We start from the raw sequence: 14,700 nt of genomic DNA, 5'->3' as shown, positions 1-14,700 counted from the left end.
AGAAGCCGACAAATCCGGTCATCACCACGGCGCCCTCAGAAGCAACCAATCGCAGAGGGGGCACGCAAAACAGTTGGCACGAATGATGCAAACCAAGGAGATGAACCGCCAAGCCCGCATCCGGACAGGAGCCTGGAGAAACCGCCAATGCACATCGTAATCTGCATCAAGCAGGTGCCGGACTCGGCACAGATAAGGGTCCATCCGGTGACGAACACGATCATGCGCCAGGGTGTTCCGACCATCATCAACCCTTACGACCTGTTCGCCCTCGAAGAAGCCCTCAGACTGCGCGACGCCTATGGTGGCGAAGTCACCGTGCTCACTATGGGTCCGCCCATGGCAGAGGACGCGCTGCGCAAGGCGCTCGGTTACGGCGCCGACCGAGCGGTGCTCTTGACCGACCGCTATTTTGCCGGCTCCGACACGCTGGCGACCTCGTTCGCCCTTTCCCAGGCAATCGCGAAGGTTGGCGAGACGTTCGGCACGCCAGACCTCGTCTTCACCGGCAAGCAGACGATCGATGGCGACACCGCCCAGGTCGGGCCCGGCATCGCCAAGCGCCTCGGACTCCTGCAATTGACCTATGTCGCGAAGATCGCCTCTATTGACCTTGCTGCACGCGAGATCAGGGTCGAGCGCCGCTCCGAAGGCGGCACACAGATGCTGAAGAGCAGGCTCCCTTGCCTCATCACCATGCTGGAAGGCACAAACGAGATCCGCCGGGGCTCGATCCAGGACGCCCTGTGCGCCGCGCGCAGCCAGGTTTTGAAATGGAGTGCGGCCGACGCCGGCATTGAGGATCTCACCAAATGCGGCCTGCGCGGTTCACCGACGGTGGTCAAGCGCGTTTTCGCGCCTCCTGCGCGAGCGGAAAAGGCGGCAAAAATCGACACCGCCGATATGGCCTTGCGCGATGTCGCTGACGAACTCATCACGGCAATCTTCACCCGCCAGCCGGCATTGGAACATGAGCTCGCCTTCAACGGCGGCGTGTGAGAGGGCAAGGAGCAGACGATGTCGACCGCGAACCGAGAAACCCCTCGCCCTGCCGCCAGCCGTGCCGGAATAAAGAAGGAGCTGCCCGCGCATTTCAAGGACTACCGGCACGTTTGGGTTTTCATCGAGCTCGAACGCGGTCAGGTCCATCCCGTATCATTCGAACTGCTCGGCGAAGGCCGCAAGTTAGCAGACAAGCTTCAGGTCCAGCTTGCGGGCGTCGTGCTTGGACCGCCGGGAGAGGCCATCGGGAACGCCGTTGCCGAAGCCTTCGCTTATGGTGCCGACCTGGTCTACATCGTCGAGGAGCCGCTGCTCGCCGACTACAGGAACGAGCCTTTCACCAAGGCGATGACGGATCTGGTCGATACCCACAAACCCGAGATCCTTCTTCTCGGTGCCACCACACTCGGCAGGGATCTTGCCGGCTCCGTGGCGACGACCTTGCAGACAGGGCTCACGGCCGACTGCACCGAACTCGATGTGGATACCGACGGTTCGCTCGCCGCCACCCGTCCGACTTTCGGCGGTTCGTTGTTGTGCACGATCTATACGCTCAATTTCCGCCCCCAGATGGCGACAGTGCGACCGAGGGTCATGCCCATGCCGCAGCGGGCGGATAAACCGGTTGGGCGTGTCATCCGGCACAAGCTCTCGGTAGCCGAGGACGAGATCGTTACCAAAATCCTCGGCTTCCTGCCGGATAGTCAGTCGGCAAAGGCAAATCTTGCCTATGCCGACGTCGTGGTTGCGGGAGGCCTCGGTCTAGGCGCGGCGGAGAACCTGCAGCTTGTGAAGAATCTCGCGCGGGCAATCGGCGCCGAGCATGGCTGTTCGCGCCCGTTGGTCCAGAAGAGCTGGATGCCAGCTGATCGGCAGATCGGCCAAACTGGCAAGACCATCCGGCCGAAGCTTTACATAGCGGCCGGGATTTCCGGCGCCGTCCAGCATCGGGTTGGCGTCGAGGGGGCGGATCTCATCGTGGCCATCAACACCGACCCGAACGCGCCGATTTTCGATTTCGCTCACCTCGGGATCGTCACCGACGCGATCCGCTTCCTGCCCGCACTGACGGAAGCCTTCACCCGGCGGCTGTCGCCCCACAGTCGCGATAAGCTTGCGAGCTAAGGGATGGACATGATTGAGGAACAATTCGACGCCATTGTTATTGGGGCCGGCATGTCCGGAAACGCAGCTGCTTACACCATGGCCAGCCACGGCCTGAAGGTGCTGCAGTTGGAGCGGGGTGAATATCCGGGCTCCAAGAATGTCCAGGGTGCCATCATGTACGCGAACATGCTGGAGAAGATCATCCCGGATTTCCGGGACGATGCGCCTCTCGAGCGGCATTTGGTTGAACAGCGGCTTTGGGTGATGGACGACACATCCCATACCGGGATTCACTATCGGTCGGACGACTTCAATGAGGCGAAGCCCAACCGCTACACGATCATCCGTGCCCAGTTCGATAAATGGTTTTCGCGTAAGGTGCGCGAGGCCGGCGCGACGGTTCTGTGCGAGACGACCGTGACGGAACTCATCCGTGACGCCAAGGACAGGGTGATCGGCGTCCGCACAGACCGGGCCGGCGGAGCCATCTACGCGGACGTGGTCGTCCTCGCAGAAGGTGTATGCGGACTGCTTGGCACGCGGGCCGGCCTGCGCGAGATGCCGAAGCCGCAAACCGTGGCGCTCGCCGTCAAGGAAATGCATTTCCTGCCCGAAGAGGTCATTGAGCAGCGGTTCGGCCTCAAAGGCGATGAAGGCTGCGTGATCGAGGCGGTGGGCACGACCTCCCGCAGCATGGCCGGGCTCGGCTTCCTCTACACCAACAAGGAGTCGATCTCACTGGGCATTGGCTGCCTCGTCTCCGATTTCGCCGCGATGGTCGAGAGCCCTTACGTCCTCCTCGACGCCTTAAAAACCCATCCTTCGATCCGGCCGCTGATCGCCGGCTCGGAAGTGAAAGAATATTCCGCGCATCTCATTCCCGAAGGCGGCTACAAGGCTATTCCGCAGCTCTTTGGCGACGGTTGGGTCGTGGTCGGCGATGCCGCGCAACTGAACAACGCCATTCACCGCGAGGGTTCGAACCTCGCCATGACCTCCGGCCGCATCGCGGCTGAGGCAATCATCGAGGTCAAGAGCCGCAACGATCCTATGACCAAACGGAATCTCGCCCTTTACAAAGCCATGCTGGACAAGTCCTTCGTGGTCAAGGACCTAAGGAAATACAAAGACATGCCGGCCTTGCTCCACACCAATTCCTGCAATTACTTCACGGCTTATCCGCGGTTGATGTCGCAAGCCGCGCAGAACTTCATGCGTGTCGACGGCACGCCGAAGATCGAGAAGGAAAAGGCGACCACGGCGGCCTTCATCAAGGCGCGCTCGCGCTGGGGGTTGGTCAGCGACGCGGTCCGCCTTGCATTGGCGTGGCGCTGAGGGGAGACGAAATGACGATCGCAGTGACGAAGTCACGTGTCGAGGACAAGCTTTACCAGAACCGCTACTTGGTGGATTCCGGCCGTCCGCATATCAAAGTGCGACCGCACGAGAGGCCAAGCGCGAACTTGCTCGCGCTGACCCACGTCTGCCCCGCGAAATGTTATGAGTTGAACGACAAAGGTCAGGTGGAGATCACTGCCGACGGCTGCATGGAGTGCGGCACCTGCCGGATTTTGTGCGAGACCAGTGGCGAGATCGAGTGGAACTATCCACGCGGCGGCTTCGGAGTCCTCTTCAAATTCGGATGAGGACGCACGCACCGTATCAAGCGGGTCAATCTTGGTACACCTGAGGTCGCGACCAACGCCAAGTCTATCGTTGCTTGAATTGCCGCGCCACGAAGAGAAGCTCGTCAATACTGTGCTTTCACAATTCAGACTCAGACACAAAAGGAGGAGCACTCTGGACGACAACCGCTGAGGTGTTTCCATGGCTCACGTACCGCAAGATCGGGTCGACGAGGTAGCACCTCGGGATACCCGCCCTGAACCGCCCATCAAAAGCATGCCCCAAGCAGATATCGCGCTCAGGGGACTCTACGAGATATCGAAGGTGCTGACCGCCCCCAGCGAGCTGGAGATTACGCTCGCCAATGTCGTGAACATCCTGCCTTCGTTTCTGCAGATGCGTCACGGAGCAATCGTCGTCCTGGACGCTGAAGGAGAGCCGGAGATTGCCGCAACTGCCGGCAATACCCACGCACCTCAATCAGGCACTCGCCGCGTCATACCACAGGCCATAACAGATCAAATCGTCGCTACGGGGACGCCGCTCTTCATACCGGACGTCCGCAAGTCCCAACTATTTCAGGCTGACCTTCAAACATCTTCGAGCAGCGGCACCATCCCAATTGCCTTTATCGGTATCCCGCTAAAGGCTGATCATAAAATCCTTGGGACATTGTCGATCGACCGCGCCGGAGACGGCGCCACCGACTTTCGCGACGACGAGGACACATACTTCCTGACGATGGTCGCCAACCTTGTCGGCCGGACGATCCGTCTCCATCGCATCCTGAGTACAGATCGTCAGCGGTCTGTCCATGAGCAATGCAGACCGGAGAAATCGCCCAACGAGGGGAGGACCTACGACCCTGCCCGGCATGCGGATGTCAAAATCGACGGGATCATCGGGGAAAGCCCCGCACTCAAGCAGGTGCTCGAAACCGTCTCGGTCGTAGCAGGGACCAATTCCACCGTGCTACTGCGGGGTGAAAGCGGCACCGGCAAGGAATTCTTTGCGCAAGCCATCCATAAGCTCTCACGTCGGAGGAAGAAGTCTTTCGTCAAATTGAACTGCGCCGCACTGTCTGAAAGCGTTCTGGAGTCAGAACTGTTTGGGCATGAAAAGGGCGCTTTCACGGGTGCTATCTCCCAGCGCGCCGGTCGTTTTGAATTGGCAAATGAGGGAACGCTGCTACTTGATGAAATCGGCGAGATTTCGCCGGCCTTTCAAGCCAAGCTGTTGCGTGTCTTGCAGGAAGGCGAGTTGGAGCGAGTCGGCGGCACCAAAACGCTACAGGTCGACGTGCGCCTCATATGCGCCACCAACAAGGACCTCGAGACGGCCGTCATAAAAGGGGAGTTCAGGGCCGACCTTTATTACCGCATCAATGTGGTGCCAATTATCCTGCCTCCGCTCAGAGAGCGACCCGGCGATATTCCACGCCTTGCGAACGCCTTCCTCAATCGATTCAACAAGGAGAACGATCGCGCACTCGCCTTCGCGCCGTCGGCGCTTGACCTGATCTCGCAATGCTACTTCCCTGGTAACGTCCGCGAGCTGGAGAACTGCGTCCAAAGGACGGCCACACTTGCGCGTTCAAGGACGATCACGCCATCCGATTTCGCCTGTAAGAAGAGCCAGTGCCTTTCCTGGCTCCTCTGGAAGCGAGCCGACCGCTCGAATGGCGGCAATACCATCGACGATCTCGCACGGGTCAACGCAGTGCCGGTCGGATTGCGGCTGCCGGCCAGTCGCATCGGTGCCTCCGCAGGCAACGTTTCTCCCCTTGCGGCCGGCGATCCAAACGATCCCGCTTGTCCCCCGCGTCTGACGGAACGCGATCGGCTGATCGACGCGATGGACAAGGCCGGTTGGGTTCAGGCCAGGGCGGCTCGTATCCTCGGCCTCACGCCGCGGCAAATCGGCTACGCGCTGCGCCGATATGGCATCGAGGTGAAGAAATTCTAGACGTCGTGATGACGTCAACGTAAGCCCGAAGTAGTCTCCCTCACACCCTTCGCGCCCAAGGCTGGTAGCCTTCGCGACCCGATTTGCTTGTCCACTGTCGGAAGCCCGACAAAGGTGTGTCGGAGCAATCCGACGGAATCCGACACGAAAGCCAATTCGTGAACCAAAACCGCTCTTTGAGCTGGCATAGCTCTTGCGGTTTGAACTGCGACATTCACCCAGCAACGGAGCCGTTCGATGTCCGCACCGGCAATTTCGCTTGAGAGCCTCAGCACGACATTCGATGACCAGTTGCTTGCCACCGTGAAAGCCGGTGGCTGCGCGTCTTCGTCCTGCGGCTCGTCGATAAAGCCGGACGACACGGATCCGGCTGTCTGGGACAAGATCAAGGATCACCCCTGCTTTTCAGAAGAGGCGCATCACTATTTCGCGCGCATGCACGTCGCGGTGGCGCCCGGCTGCAATATCCAGTGCAACTACTGCAATCGCAAATATGACTGCGCCAACGAAAGCCGGCCTGGGGTGGTCTCCGAAAAGCTGACGCCCGACCAGGCGCTACGCAAGGTGATCGCGGTCGCCAACGAGGTGCCGCAGCTTTCCGTGCTCGGCATCGCCGGACCTGGCGATGCCTGTTACGACTGGAAGAAGACGAAGGCAACGTTCGAACGAGTCGCCAGGGAAATCCCAGACATCAAGTTTTGCATCTCCACGAATGGGCTCGCGCTGCCGGACCATGTCGATGAGCTTGCCGACATGAATGTCGATCACGTGACGATCACCATCAACATGGTCGACCCTGAGGTCGGTGCAAAGATCTATCCTTGGATCTTTTACGACCATCGCCGCTACGTCGGCATCGAAGCCGCCCGGATCCTGCACGAGCGGCAGATGTTGGGTCTGGAGATGCTGACCGCGCGCGGCATCCTCACCAAAATCAATTCGGTGATGATCCCCGGCGTGAACGATGAGCATCTGATCGAGGTGAATAGATGGGTCAAGGAGCGAGGCGCGTTCCTGCACAACCTCATGCCGCTGATTTCGGACCCGGCGCACGGCACGCACTACGGACTGAGCGGGCAACGCGGCCCAAACGCAATGGAGATGAAGGCTCTTCAGGATCGTGTCGAAGGCGGCGCCCAGTTGATGCGCCACTGCCGGCAGTGCCGGGCAGATGCCGTCGGCCTGCTCGGTGAGGATCGTGGCCAGGAATTCACAGTCGACCGAATTCCCGGCGAGGTCACCTATGATGCCAGCAATCGCAAGGGCTATCGGGAGCTGGTCGCGGAGGAGCGCCGTGATCACGTGGCGGCTAGGAGAGAAGCGATCGGATTGGTCAAGGCAGCGAGCCCCGGCAAGTCCCTTCTCTTCGCAGTGGCGACCAAGGGCGGCGGCCGCGTCAATGAACATTTCGGCCATGCGAAGGAATTCCAGGTTTACGAAGCATCGCCGAGAGGGATCAGCTTTGTCGGGCATCGCAAGGTCGAGCAGTATTGTCTCGGCGGCTGGGGCGGAGAAGCCGCCCTGGATGGCGTCATCGCTGCGCTTGAGGGCATAGATGTCGTGCTGTGCGCCAACATCGGAAACTGCCCGCAGGATCAGCTCGCCGACGCTGGAATCCAAGCCACCGACGCATATGCCCACGACTATATCGAGACCGCAATCAGCGCGATTTACGCGGCCGCGTCTGGGACCCCCGCACTCGCGGCGACGGCCTGAGCGCGTCTCATCCATTCGGACCAGGAGTTAAAATGGCTTTCAAGATCATCGCATCCCAATGCACCCAATGCGGCGCCTGCGAATTCGAGTGTCCCTCCGGCGCGATCAAGTTCAAAGGCGAGAGCTATGTGATCGAGCCGCAAAAGTGCACCGAGTGCGAGGGGGTCTTCGATGCGCAGCAATGTGCCTCGGTATGCCCGGTGCCGAAGACCTGCGTTCCTGCGTGACGAACATTGGGCTGCCGACATGGTCGGGGATGCCTTCGCAGGACGCCTGGAACGCCTTTGTTCACAATCTGCAGCCTCAAGAGAAATCAGGGAACGGACATGTCGCTCGGACGCGAAGAGGAGGTCGAAATCCGCAGGCCTCCACGATTCATGCCGGGAGAGCGGGTACGTGCCACTCGCCACATAAAAAATGACGGCACCTATCCTGGCAGGGAGATCGGCGAAAATCTCGTGCGGAAGGGCGACGAGGGATATGTGCGCGACATTGGCACCTTTCTCCAGCAGTTCTTCATCTATGCGGTCGAATGGGTCGACCGTGGCACCGTCGTCGGCATGCGAGCGCGTGAACTGATGAGCCTCGACAAGACCGAGGCGCCCTGCAGTGCTGAAAGCAATACCAATGAAGGGACGGCCAGATGAAAGTCATGATCCGCAGGACCGAGGCTGGCTTGTCGGCGTATGTCCCGAAGAAGGACCTCGAAGAGCCGATCATCAAGCTCGAGAAGGAAGAGTTGTGGGGCGGAACTGTGACGCTCAGGAACGGGTGGCGGCTCCTCCTACCCGATCTTCCACGGGATACGCGTCTGCCGATCACCGTCGAGGCAAGGAAGGTTTCCGAACAGGACTGATGCTGCCCCTTGATAGGTGCGTCGCGAGGAACGAGCATGAACACGATCCTGACATCGGGCCACCTGGTCATCGTACGGGACAGTTTTGCCGAAAAGCTGCTTGACCTGGCGAAGGAAGCGCTCGCCGCCGATCAGGTGATCCCCTATCTCGGTCCGGGTCTTCTTGGGTTCAACTGTGCGGAACCGCCTGTGCCGCATACGCCGGAGGTCGTTGCCGCGGCACTCAATGCACGGGCGCCAGCCCCTTCCAGGATCCGCACCAATATGTGGTCGGTTGCGCAGTTCATCGAACAGCGCCGGCATCGCCGGACGCTTCAAGCTTGGATGACCGACATATTCGCAGCGCCGGTGGCGCCCACCCTCCTCCACGCCTGGCTCGCAAGGCTGCCGCTCTCCCTCATCGTCGACAGCTGGTACGACGGCGCGATGCGCACGGCTCTCGTAGAGACCGGCCGAACGGACGTCGTTGAGATACAAGGCGTCACGCGGGCGAACGAAATCGGTAACATTTGGACGAAAACCTACGATTTGTCCGGGAGGGAACTCGACCCCCGATCGGGGGCAAAGACGGTTCTCTATACACCTCACGGGAGTATTAGGCCGGCGCAAAACTTTCTCGTCGCAGATTCCGACTATGTCGAAGTCCTGACCGAAATCGATATCCAGACACCGATCCCAGACGTGGTGAAGGAACGGCGCATCACCCGTGGATTTTTCTTCGTTGGCTGCCGCTTCAACGATCAGATGCTGCGCACCTACGCCAGGCAGATCATGAAGCGCTCCCGAGGTCCACATTGCGCGGTAATGGATGCGGAAACGCTGACCAGAAACGAATCGCGTTTCCTTGCGGCATGCGGAATCACGGTGATCGACATGCCAGTAAGTGAAGCCGCGGCTCGGCTTATAGGAACGGGCACTGCTGCCGGTGGTGGACAGGATTAACAATGGCGGGCCCCTTTGATGATTGGTCCTTCGGCTTGCCTCGAAGGCGAAAAATGCAGTCGGGAATACACCCGTGAGCAGTGATGCTATCGACAGCGCAACGAACGCTCTGAATTCGTTGACCGATGTGGAAGCGGCGCGCTGGGGCCGGGATTTGAGTACGCTGTTGCGCATCACGCGGATGAATTTGCGGCATCCCTGGCAGGTCGCCTTCGCTATGGGCTCGACGATCATGGCGGCAATCCTCCAGTTGCTCATTCCCCAGCTGCTCGGCCGGGCTGTCGACCAGACCCAGACAGCCATCGGGGGCGGTGTCGCGGGGACCGCGGCAGGACAAGCGCTCTGGATTCCGGCTCTCCTGCTGCTCGCCGTCAGCGCGCTACGCGGCCTTTTCACGATGGCGCAGAACTATTTTGCCGAAGCCGTCGGGCATCATGTCGCGTACGAACTGCGGCTCGCCTACTACGACAAGATCCAGCGTCTCAGCTTTTCCTTTCACGACCGGGTCCATTCAGGCGATCTGATCACCATCGGAATGCTCGATCTCCAAGGCGTGCGGATGTATTTTTCCACCGCGCTCGTTCGCGTGCTCCTGCTCACCATGCTGATCGGGATCGGCGCCTACATGATGATCTCGACCGATCCCATGCTCGGCCTGGTCGCGCTGAGCTTCGTGCCTTTTGTCGCCTGGCGCTCATCGGCCACACAGCTTAGGCTGCGCGCCACCTGGCTCGACCTGCATGAGCGGCTTTCAGTACTAAGCCGCGTGATGGAGGAAAATCTCGCAGGCATCCGCGTGGTCCGCGCTTTTGCGGCTCAAGCCTATGAGATGCTGAAGTTCGACGGCGCTTCCAAGAACGCGCTCGACCTCGCCCACGACCGAGTTGACATCTACGTGCCCAGCACGTCGGCGATGACCTTGTCCTTCTTTTTCGCAATGGGATTGGTGCTCTGGATCGGTGGCAGCAAGCTCGTCGCTGGCGAGATCAGCGTCGGAACGGTGGCGACCTTCCTGACCTTCATGACAATCCTGCAAATGCCAGTCCGCCAGATCGGCCTCATGGTCAATGCCTTTGCCCGCGCTTCTAGCTGCGGTTCGCGGCTTTTCGGTCTCCTCGACCAGGAGATCACAATCAGGGATGCTCTCGAGGCCAGACCGCTCGAGATAAGCGACGGCACTCTGCGCTTCCACAATGTCTCGTTTGCGTACCCCAGCGCCGAAAACCGCGCCATTCTGAAGAACCTCAGCTTTGAGGCCCGTAGAGGCGAGACGATCGCGATCGTCGGTCCGCCGGGTTCGGGCAAATCGACGATAGCTCATCTGGTCCCACGCTTTTATGACGTGACCGGTGGCGCCATCACGCTGGACGGCCAGGACATACGCAATGTCACCCTCGCGACGCTTCGCAAGGCGGTCGCCGTCGTACAGCAGGATGCATTCCTATTCACCACTACGATCGAGAACAACATCGCTTATGGCGATCCCTGGGCGAAGAGACAGCGAATCGAACGCGCTGGCGAATTCGCCCAGCTCCACAACTACATCCTCGGGCTCCCAGCGGGCTACGAGACGGTCGTGGGCGAACGCGGCGTCTCTCTCTCTGGCGGCCAGCGCCAGCGTGTCACGATTGCTCGCACCATGATGCTGCGCCCCTCCGTCGTCGTTTTCGACGACTCAACGGCCGCGATCGATGCCGGCACCGAGCAGCGCATCCGCGCGGCGATGCGGCGCTTCGCCAAGGATCGGGTGACGATCATCATCGCGCACCGGCTGAGTGCGCTTGTGCATGCCGATCAGATCCTTTTTGTCGATAACGGCGAAATCGTAGAACGCGGCACGCATCAAGAGCTTTTGGCGAAGCGGGGACGCTACAGGGCCCTTTACGATCTCCAGACGCGCCCGGGTGATGACAATATGACCCAGTATGGGGGCGCCCGCTGATGACGCAGGGCCGCGCCGGCGAAGTCGAAGCCGAACGTGACGACGGTAGACGCCCTCCGCGCGCGGTTGTCGGCTCGCACCGCATCGAGGAGGAGATGTTCGGCCGGGCTTTCGACAAGAGCATCCTCCGGCGCATCTGGGCTTTCGTCCGTCCCTATCGGGCCAGGGTAGTCATCACGATTGCAGCAATGCTGATCTTCACCGGGACGCAGCTTCTCATCCCGTTGATCATCCGCTACGCGCTCGACCAGGGCATGAACCCGGCAAGGACCGATCGCTCAGCCCAGCTCGCGGCCGTCGGCGCGTTCGTTTTGGCGATTTTGGTCAATTTCGCTGCCGGCTACATGCAGGAAACCGTGGTTGGGAAAGTGGCCGAAACTGTCCTGTTCGACATCCGCCGCGCCATGTTTGGCCATCTGCAGAAGGTTTCGCTCTCCTTCATGGACAAGACCGAGGTCGGACGCCTCATGTCGCGCCTGCAAGGCGACGTCAACTCCATACAGGAATTCCTCGAAACCTCGGTATATTCCGTAGGCGATGTTGCGCTTCTCTTCGGCATCGTTTTCGTAATGCTGTGGCTCGACTTCCGCCTCGGCCTCCTGACGCTCTCGGTTCTGCCGGTCCTGGTGATCGTCCGCATTGTCTGGCTGCCGCGTGCCCGCGACGCCTTCATGGCCGCACACGAGACTAATTCCGTCGTCAACGGCGCGCTGGCCGAAGCCATTCACGGCGTGCGCACCGTCCAGTCAATGGACCGCCAGCAGGTGAATTTCATCCTTTTTGACGACAAGGCCCATGCCAACCTCAGGACCCACCTGATCGCTGCCAAATATGCACTGGTCATGGTGCCTATCGTCGATGGCCTCACCGGCCTCGCCATGGCCGCCGTTATTGTGGTCGGCGGCTCGATGGTCATGAATGGCCGCATAGATGTGGGCGTATTGGTTGCCTACCTATTTTACATCCAGCGCTTCTTTGACCCGATCCGCTCACTCACCCTGCAATATTCGATCATGCAGCGCGCCATGGCCTCAGGCAAGCGCCTGACCGATGTGCTCGACGTCAAGATCGATGTTCAGGACAAACCCAATGCCGAGGTGCTTTCGCCCGAAATGGACGGCTCGGTCGAGTTCAGGGACGTCACCTTCGGCTACAATCCGAACCGTTCGGTGCTGAAAAATGTCTCCTTCCGGGTCAATCCCGGCGAGACGGTCGCACTGGTCGGGCCGAGCGGTTCTGGCAAATCGAGCGCGATGGCCCTGGTCCACCGCTTCTATGATGTTCAGCAGGGCCAAGTGCTGGTCGGCGGACATGATGTGCGCGATCTCACCCAGGAATCGCTCGGCCGCCAGGTCGCCATGGTGCTGCAGGAGCCGTTCCTGTTCACCGGGACGGTCTTCGAGAACATTCGATACCACAAGACGGAAGCCACGCGCGACAAGGTGATCGAGGCCGCCAAGGCGGTCGGCGCCCACGACTTCATAATGAGCCTCGCCGACGGGTATGAGACCCAACTTGGCGAACGCGGCGACAACTTATCTCTCGGCCAGCGCCAGCTTATCAGTTTCGCCCGCGCCCTCGTCGCCGACGCCAAGATCCTCGTGCTCGACGAAGCTACCGCCAACATCGACAGCTACACGGAAATGCAGATTCAGAAGGCTCTGATAAAGCTGCTTGAAGGGCGCACTGGCCTCGTCATCGCCCACCGTCTTGCCACGATCCGGGGTGCCGACCGCATCATCGTGCTTCAGAATGGCCAAGTTATTGCGACTGGCAACCACGATCAGCTAATAGCCATGGGGGGCCTGTATTCCAAACTCTACAATCTCAACTACGCCTCCTTTGACGATATTCCAGAACACGATACGACCGTACAAGCCGGCTCCCAGACCTGACGTCTTGGCGGCCTTGTGGTACTGACATTGACTTCGGGCGTGCCGGCGGACACTCAGGCCGCCGCAGACGAGGAAGCAGGCAGCATTCATGCAAAGCACTCGCGCGGATCGTGAAGACCGGCTGCGAACGATTTCCTCCACCGTCGTTATCCGACCGCGGTGCACGCCGCGACATCGGGCGAACTCGCTCCAGGTGGTGTCGCTCGGCGTAGCAAAGCCGCTCGCGAGCGCGCCCTCAACAGCGCCGTAGCGAGTGACGGCTTTGCTACCGCCGAGCCGCTGATGAAGCTGGATCTGGGCGCCGCACCGGCGCCGCCCCGGTCGAGAAGAACCTCTTGCGGCGGGCTATGGGCAACGACTAGCGCGAGCGCGACGAGCAGATGCGTGCCGGCATCGTGACGCGCTCGGCCATCATCTCCTTAGGATCGTGCAGTCTCACACCGTGCCCAGATGCCGGCCAACGCACAAACCTGGTAATCTGTGCCGCCGGCTCGTCGTCAGTTTGGCCTCCCTCACGATTTCCCAATCCCCACCACGTGCACGCTCGAGCAATGTGAGGGAGCGCTGTTACAACGATTTACCTTCGGATCAGACCGCGAATTTCATGGTCAGCCAAGTCGAGCCATGATTTCGGATTGAATGGTCGTCGCGGTGTATAGGGAAGCATCGAGCGGCAGATTCCCAAATGCCAGTTGACAAAGAAGGTAGTTAGCACCTGCCTCTTCCAACTGACTGAGCAGAGCTTCTCGCACAGACCCTGCTGATCCTACCACGCACAATTCACTCTCGACTGCCGCATCGAAGGTCAGCGGCAGGTTGGGTGGAGTGGGGATAGCGTTAAGCTCGTAAAGGAATTGGAAGCTCTTGAGCCATCGTTCGTAAGCAGGTGCCGCGAGCGAATAGGCATGTGTGTCACAACGCCCAACCACGACCATGCGGAGCAATCCAATAAATGGCGCTCGATCGCCCGCGCCAGTGTTGTCCTCTTGATAGGCGCGGAACGCATCAGTAGTTTTGCGAACAAAAGAGGAAGGTCCTACACACGCGATATTTGCTCCATTCGCAGCGGCCCAGGCTGCGGACTCGGGTCGATTGGCGGCGACCCATGTGGGCGGATGTGGACGCTGATGAGGTCTTAGCGTCAAAGGAACGTCATTGAGCTCAAAATGGTGGCCTTGATAGCGCAGGGTGCCGACCTTCATCGCATTAACAAGTATTTCAATAAGAATTTCGCTGGCTTCCGCATAGCGGCCCGGCACCGCGTCCGCACCAATCCCGAAGTAACCCAATTCGATCGGGAGAGCACCGCGCCCTATGCCCAGTTCGAGCCTGCCACCGCTCAACTGGTCCAGCATACAGATCTCTTCGAACGCACGCAGCGGATGATAAAGCGCAAGCAGCATCACCAAGGGTCCGAGACGCAGGCGCCGGGTGCGCTGGGCGACGCTCGATAAGAACAGATTCGGCGATGGGCCTCTCCCATGGGGGGTACAGTGGTGCTCTGCGAGATGATAGGCATAGAACCCTAGCTGATCGCACGCCTCTGCTAATATCAGGCGATCTTCGTACTGCCGGGCGATATCGAGGCCGTCCTCGTCCAGATGATCGAAGATGCCGAAGGCTAGGTTTGAAGGAAAGACGTTTGTCAC

The 14,700-nt window shown here is 60.0% G+C and carries 13 protein-coding genes; 12 read left to right on the top strand and 1 reads right to left on the bottom strand.

Translation table 11 applies throughout. From position 1 onward, the window contains the following. Positions 1-147: 147 nt before the first annotated feature. The 12 genes from NKH59_RS11105 to NKH59_RS11050 all read left to right on the top strand — a co-directional run bounded on the left by NKH59_RS11105 (position 148) and on the right by NKH59_RS11050 (position 13,051). Positions 148-999 carry an electron transfer flavoprotein subunit beta/FixA family protein gene (locus NKH59_RS11105; protein WP_352494964.1) on the top strand — a complete coding sequence of 284 codons (852 nt, stop codon included), beginning with the start codon at positions 148-150 and terminating at the stop codon, positions 997-999. Positions 1,000-1,017: 18 nt separating this feature from the next. Then, the gene (locus tag NKH59_RS11100; protein WP_353021807.1) at positions 1,018-2,127 is read left to right on the top strand and encodes an electron transfer flavoprotein subunit alpha/FixB family protein; all 1,110 of its coding nucleotides are present in this window, start codon (positions 1,018-1,020) and stop codon (positions 2,125-2,127) included. 9 nt (positions 2,128-2,136) lie between these two features. Beyond that, a complete protein-coding gene (locus NKH59_RS11095; protein WP_352873063.1) occupies positions 2,137-3,444 on the top strand; it encodes an FAD-binding protein in 1,308 nt (435 codons plus the stop codon). 11 nt (positions 3,445-3,455) lie between these two features. Then, a complete protein-coding gene (locus tag NKH59_RS11090) occupies positions 3,456-3,755 on the top strand; it encodes a ferredoxin family protein (protein WP_023678245.1) in 300 nt (99 codons plus the stop codon). Between the two features lie 181 nt (positions 3,756-3,936). Beyond that, positions 3,937-5,700, top strand: coding sequence for a nif-specific transcriptional activator NifA (nifA, locus tag NKH59_RS11085; RefSeq protein ID WP_352548219.1), 1,764 nt, complete (start codon positions 3,937-3,939; stop codon positions 5,698-5,700). A gap of 237 nt (positions 5,701-5,937) precedes the next feature. Further along, entirely contained in the window at positions 5,938-7,416 is a 1,479-nt protein-coding gene (gene nifB / locus NKH59_RS11080; RefSeq protein ID WP_353021805.1) for a nitrogenase cofactor biosynthesis protein NifB, read from the top strand. A 32-nt stretch (positions 7,417-7,448) separates the two neighbouring features. Beyond that, positions 7,449-7,643: a 4Fe-4S dicluster domain-containing protein gene (locus tag NKH59_RS11075; RefSeq protein ID WP_023678248.1), complete on the top strand. Its 195-nt coding sequence runs from the start codon at positions 7,449-7,451 to the stop codon at positions 7,641-7,643. Between the two features lie 99 nt (positions 7,644-7,742). Beyond that, positions 7,743-8,063 carry a nitrogen fixation protein NifZ gene (locus NKH59_RS11070; protein WP_353021803.1) on the top strand — a complete coding sequence of 107 codons (321 nt, stop codon included), beginning with the start codon at positions 7,743-7,745 and terminating at the stop codon, positions 8,061-8,063. Beyond that, positions 8,060-8,272 (top strand): putative nitrogen fixation protein NifT, encoded by a 213-nt coding sequence (gene nifT / locus NKH59_RS11065; protein ID WP_352542071.1) that lies wholly within the window; start codon positions 8,060-8,062, stop codon positions 8,270-8,272. The genes NKH59_RS11070 and nifT overlap by 4 nt, the downstream gene beginning before the upstream one ends. Before the next feature lie 36 nt (positions 8,273-8,308). Further along, positions 8,309-9,214 (top strand): SIR2 family NAD-dependent protein deacylase, encoded by a 906-nt coding sequence (locus tag NKH59_RS11060; protein ID WP_353021802.1) that lies wholly within the window; start codon positions 8,309-8,311, stop codon positions 9,212-9,214. A gap of 73 nt (positions 9,215-9,287) precedes the next feature. Continuing rightward, positions 9,288-11,156 carry an ABC transporter ATP-binding protein gene (locus NKH59_RS11055; RefSeq protein ID WP_353021799.1) on the top strand — a complete coding sequence of 623 codons (1,869 nt, stop codon included), beginning with the start codon at positions 9,288-9,290 and terminating at the stop codon, positions 11,154-11,156. Continuing rightward, positions 11,156-13,051, top strand: a complete 1,896-nt coding sequence (locus NKH59_RS11050; protein WP_353021796.1) for an ABC transporter ATP-binding protein — start codon at positions 11,156-11,158, stop codon at positions 13,049-13,051. Before NKH59_RS11055 ends, NKH59_RS11050 begins: the two co-directional genes overlap by 1 nt. Before the next feature lie 608 nt (positions 13,052-13,659). On the opposite strand, the gene NKH59_RS11045 is transcribed toward NKH59_RS11050, so the two are convergent. Further along, positions 13,660-14,700 (bottom strand): LLM class flavin-dependent oxidoreductase, encoded by a 1,041-nt coding sequence (locus NKH59_RS11045; protein WP_353021794.1) that lies wholly within the window; start codon positions 14,698-14,700, stop codon positions 13,660-13,662.

It is taken from the genome of Mesorhizobium sp. M0998 (assembly GCF_040318885.1).
Classification (GTDB): Bacteria; Pseudomonadota; Alphaproteobacteria; order Rhizobiales; family Rhizobiaceae; genus Mesorhizobium.
Note: the sequence above shows the minus strand (reverse complement) of the source record. Positions and strands in the feature narration are given on the sequence as shown.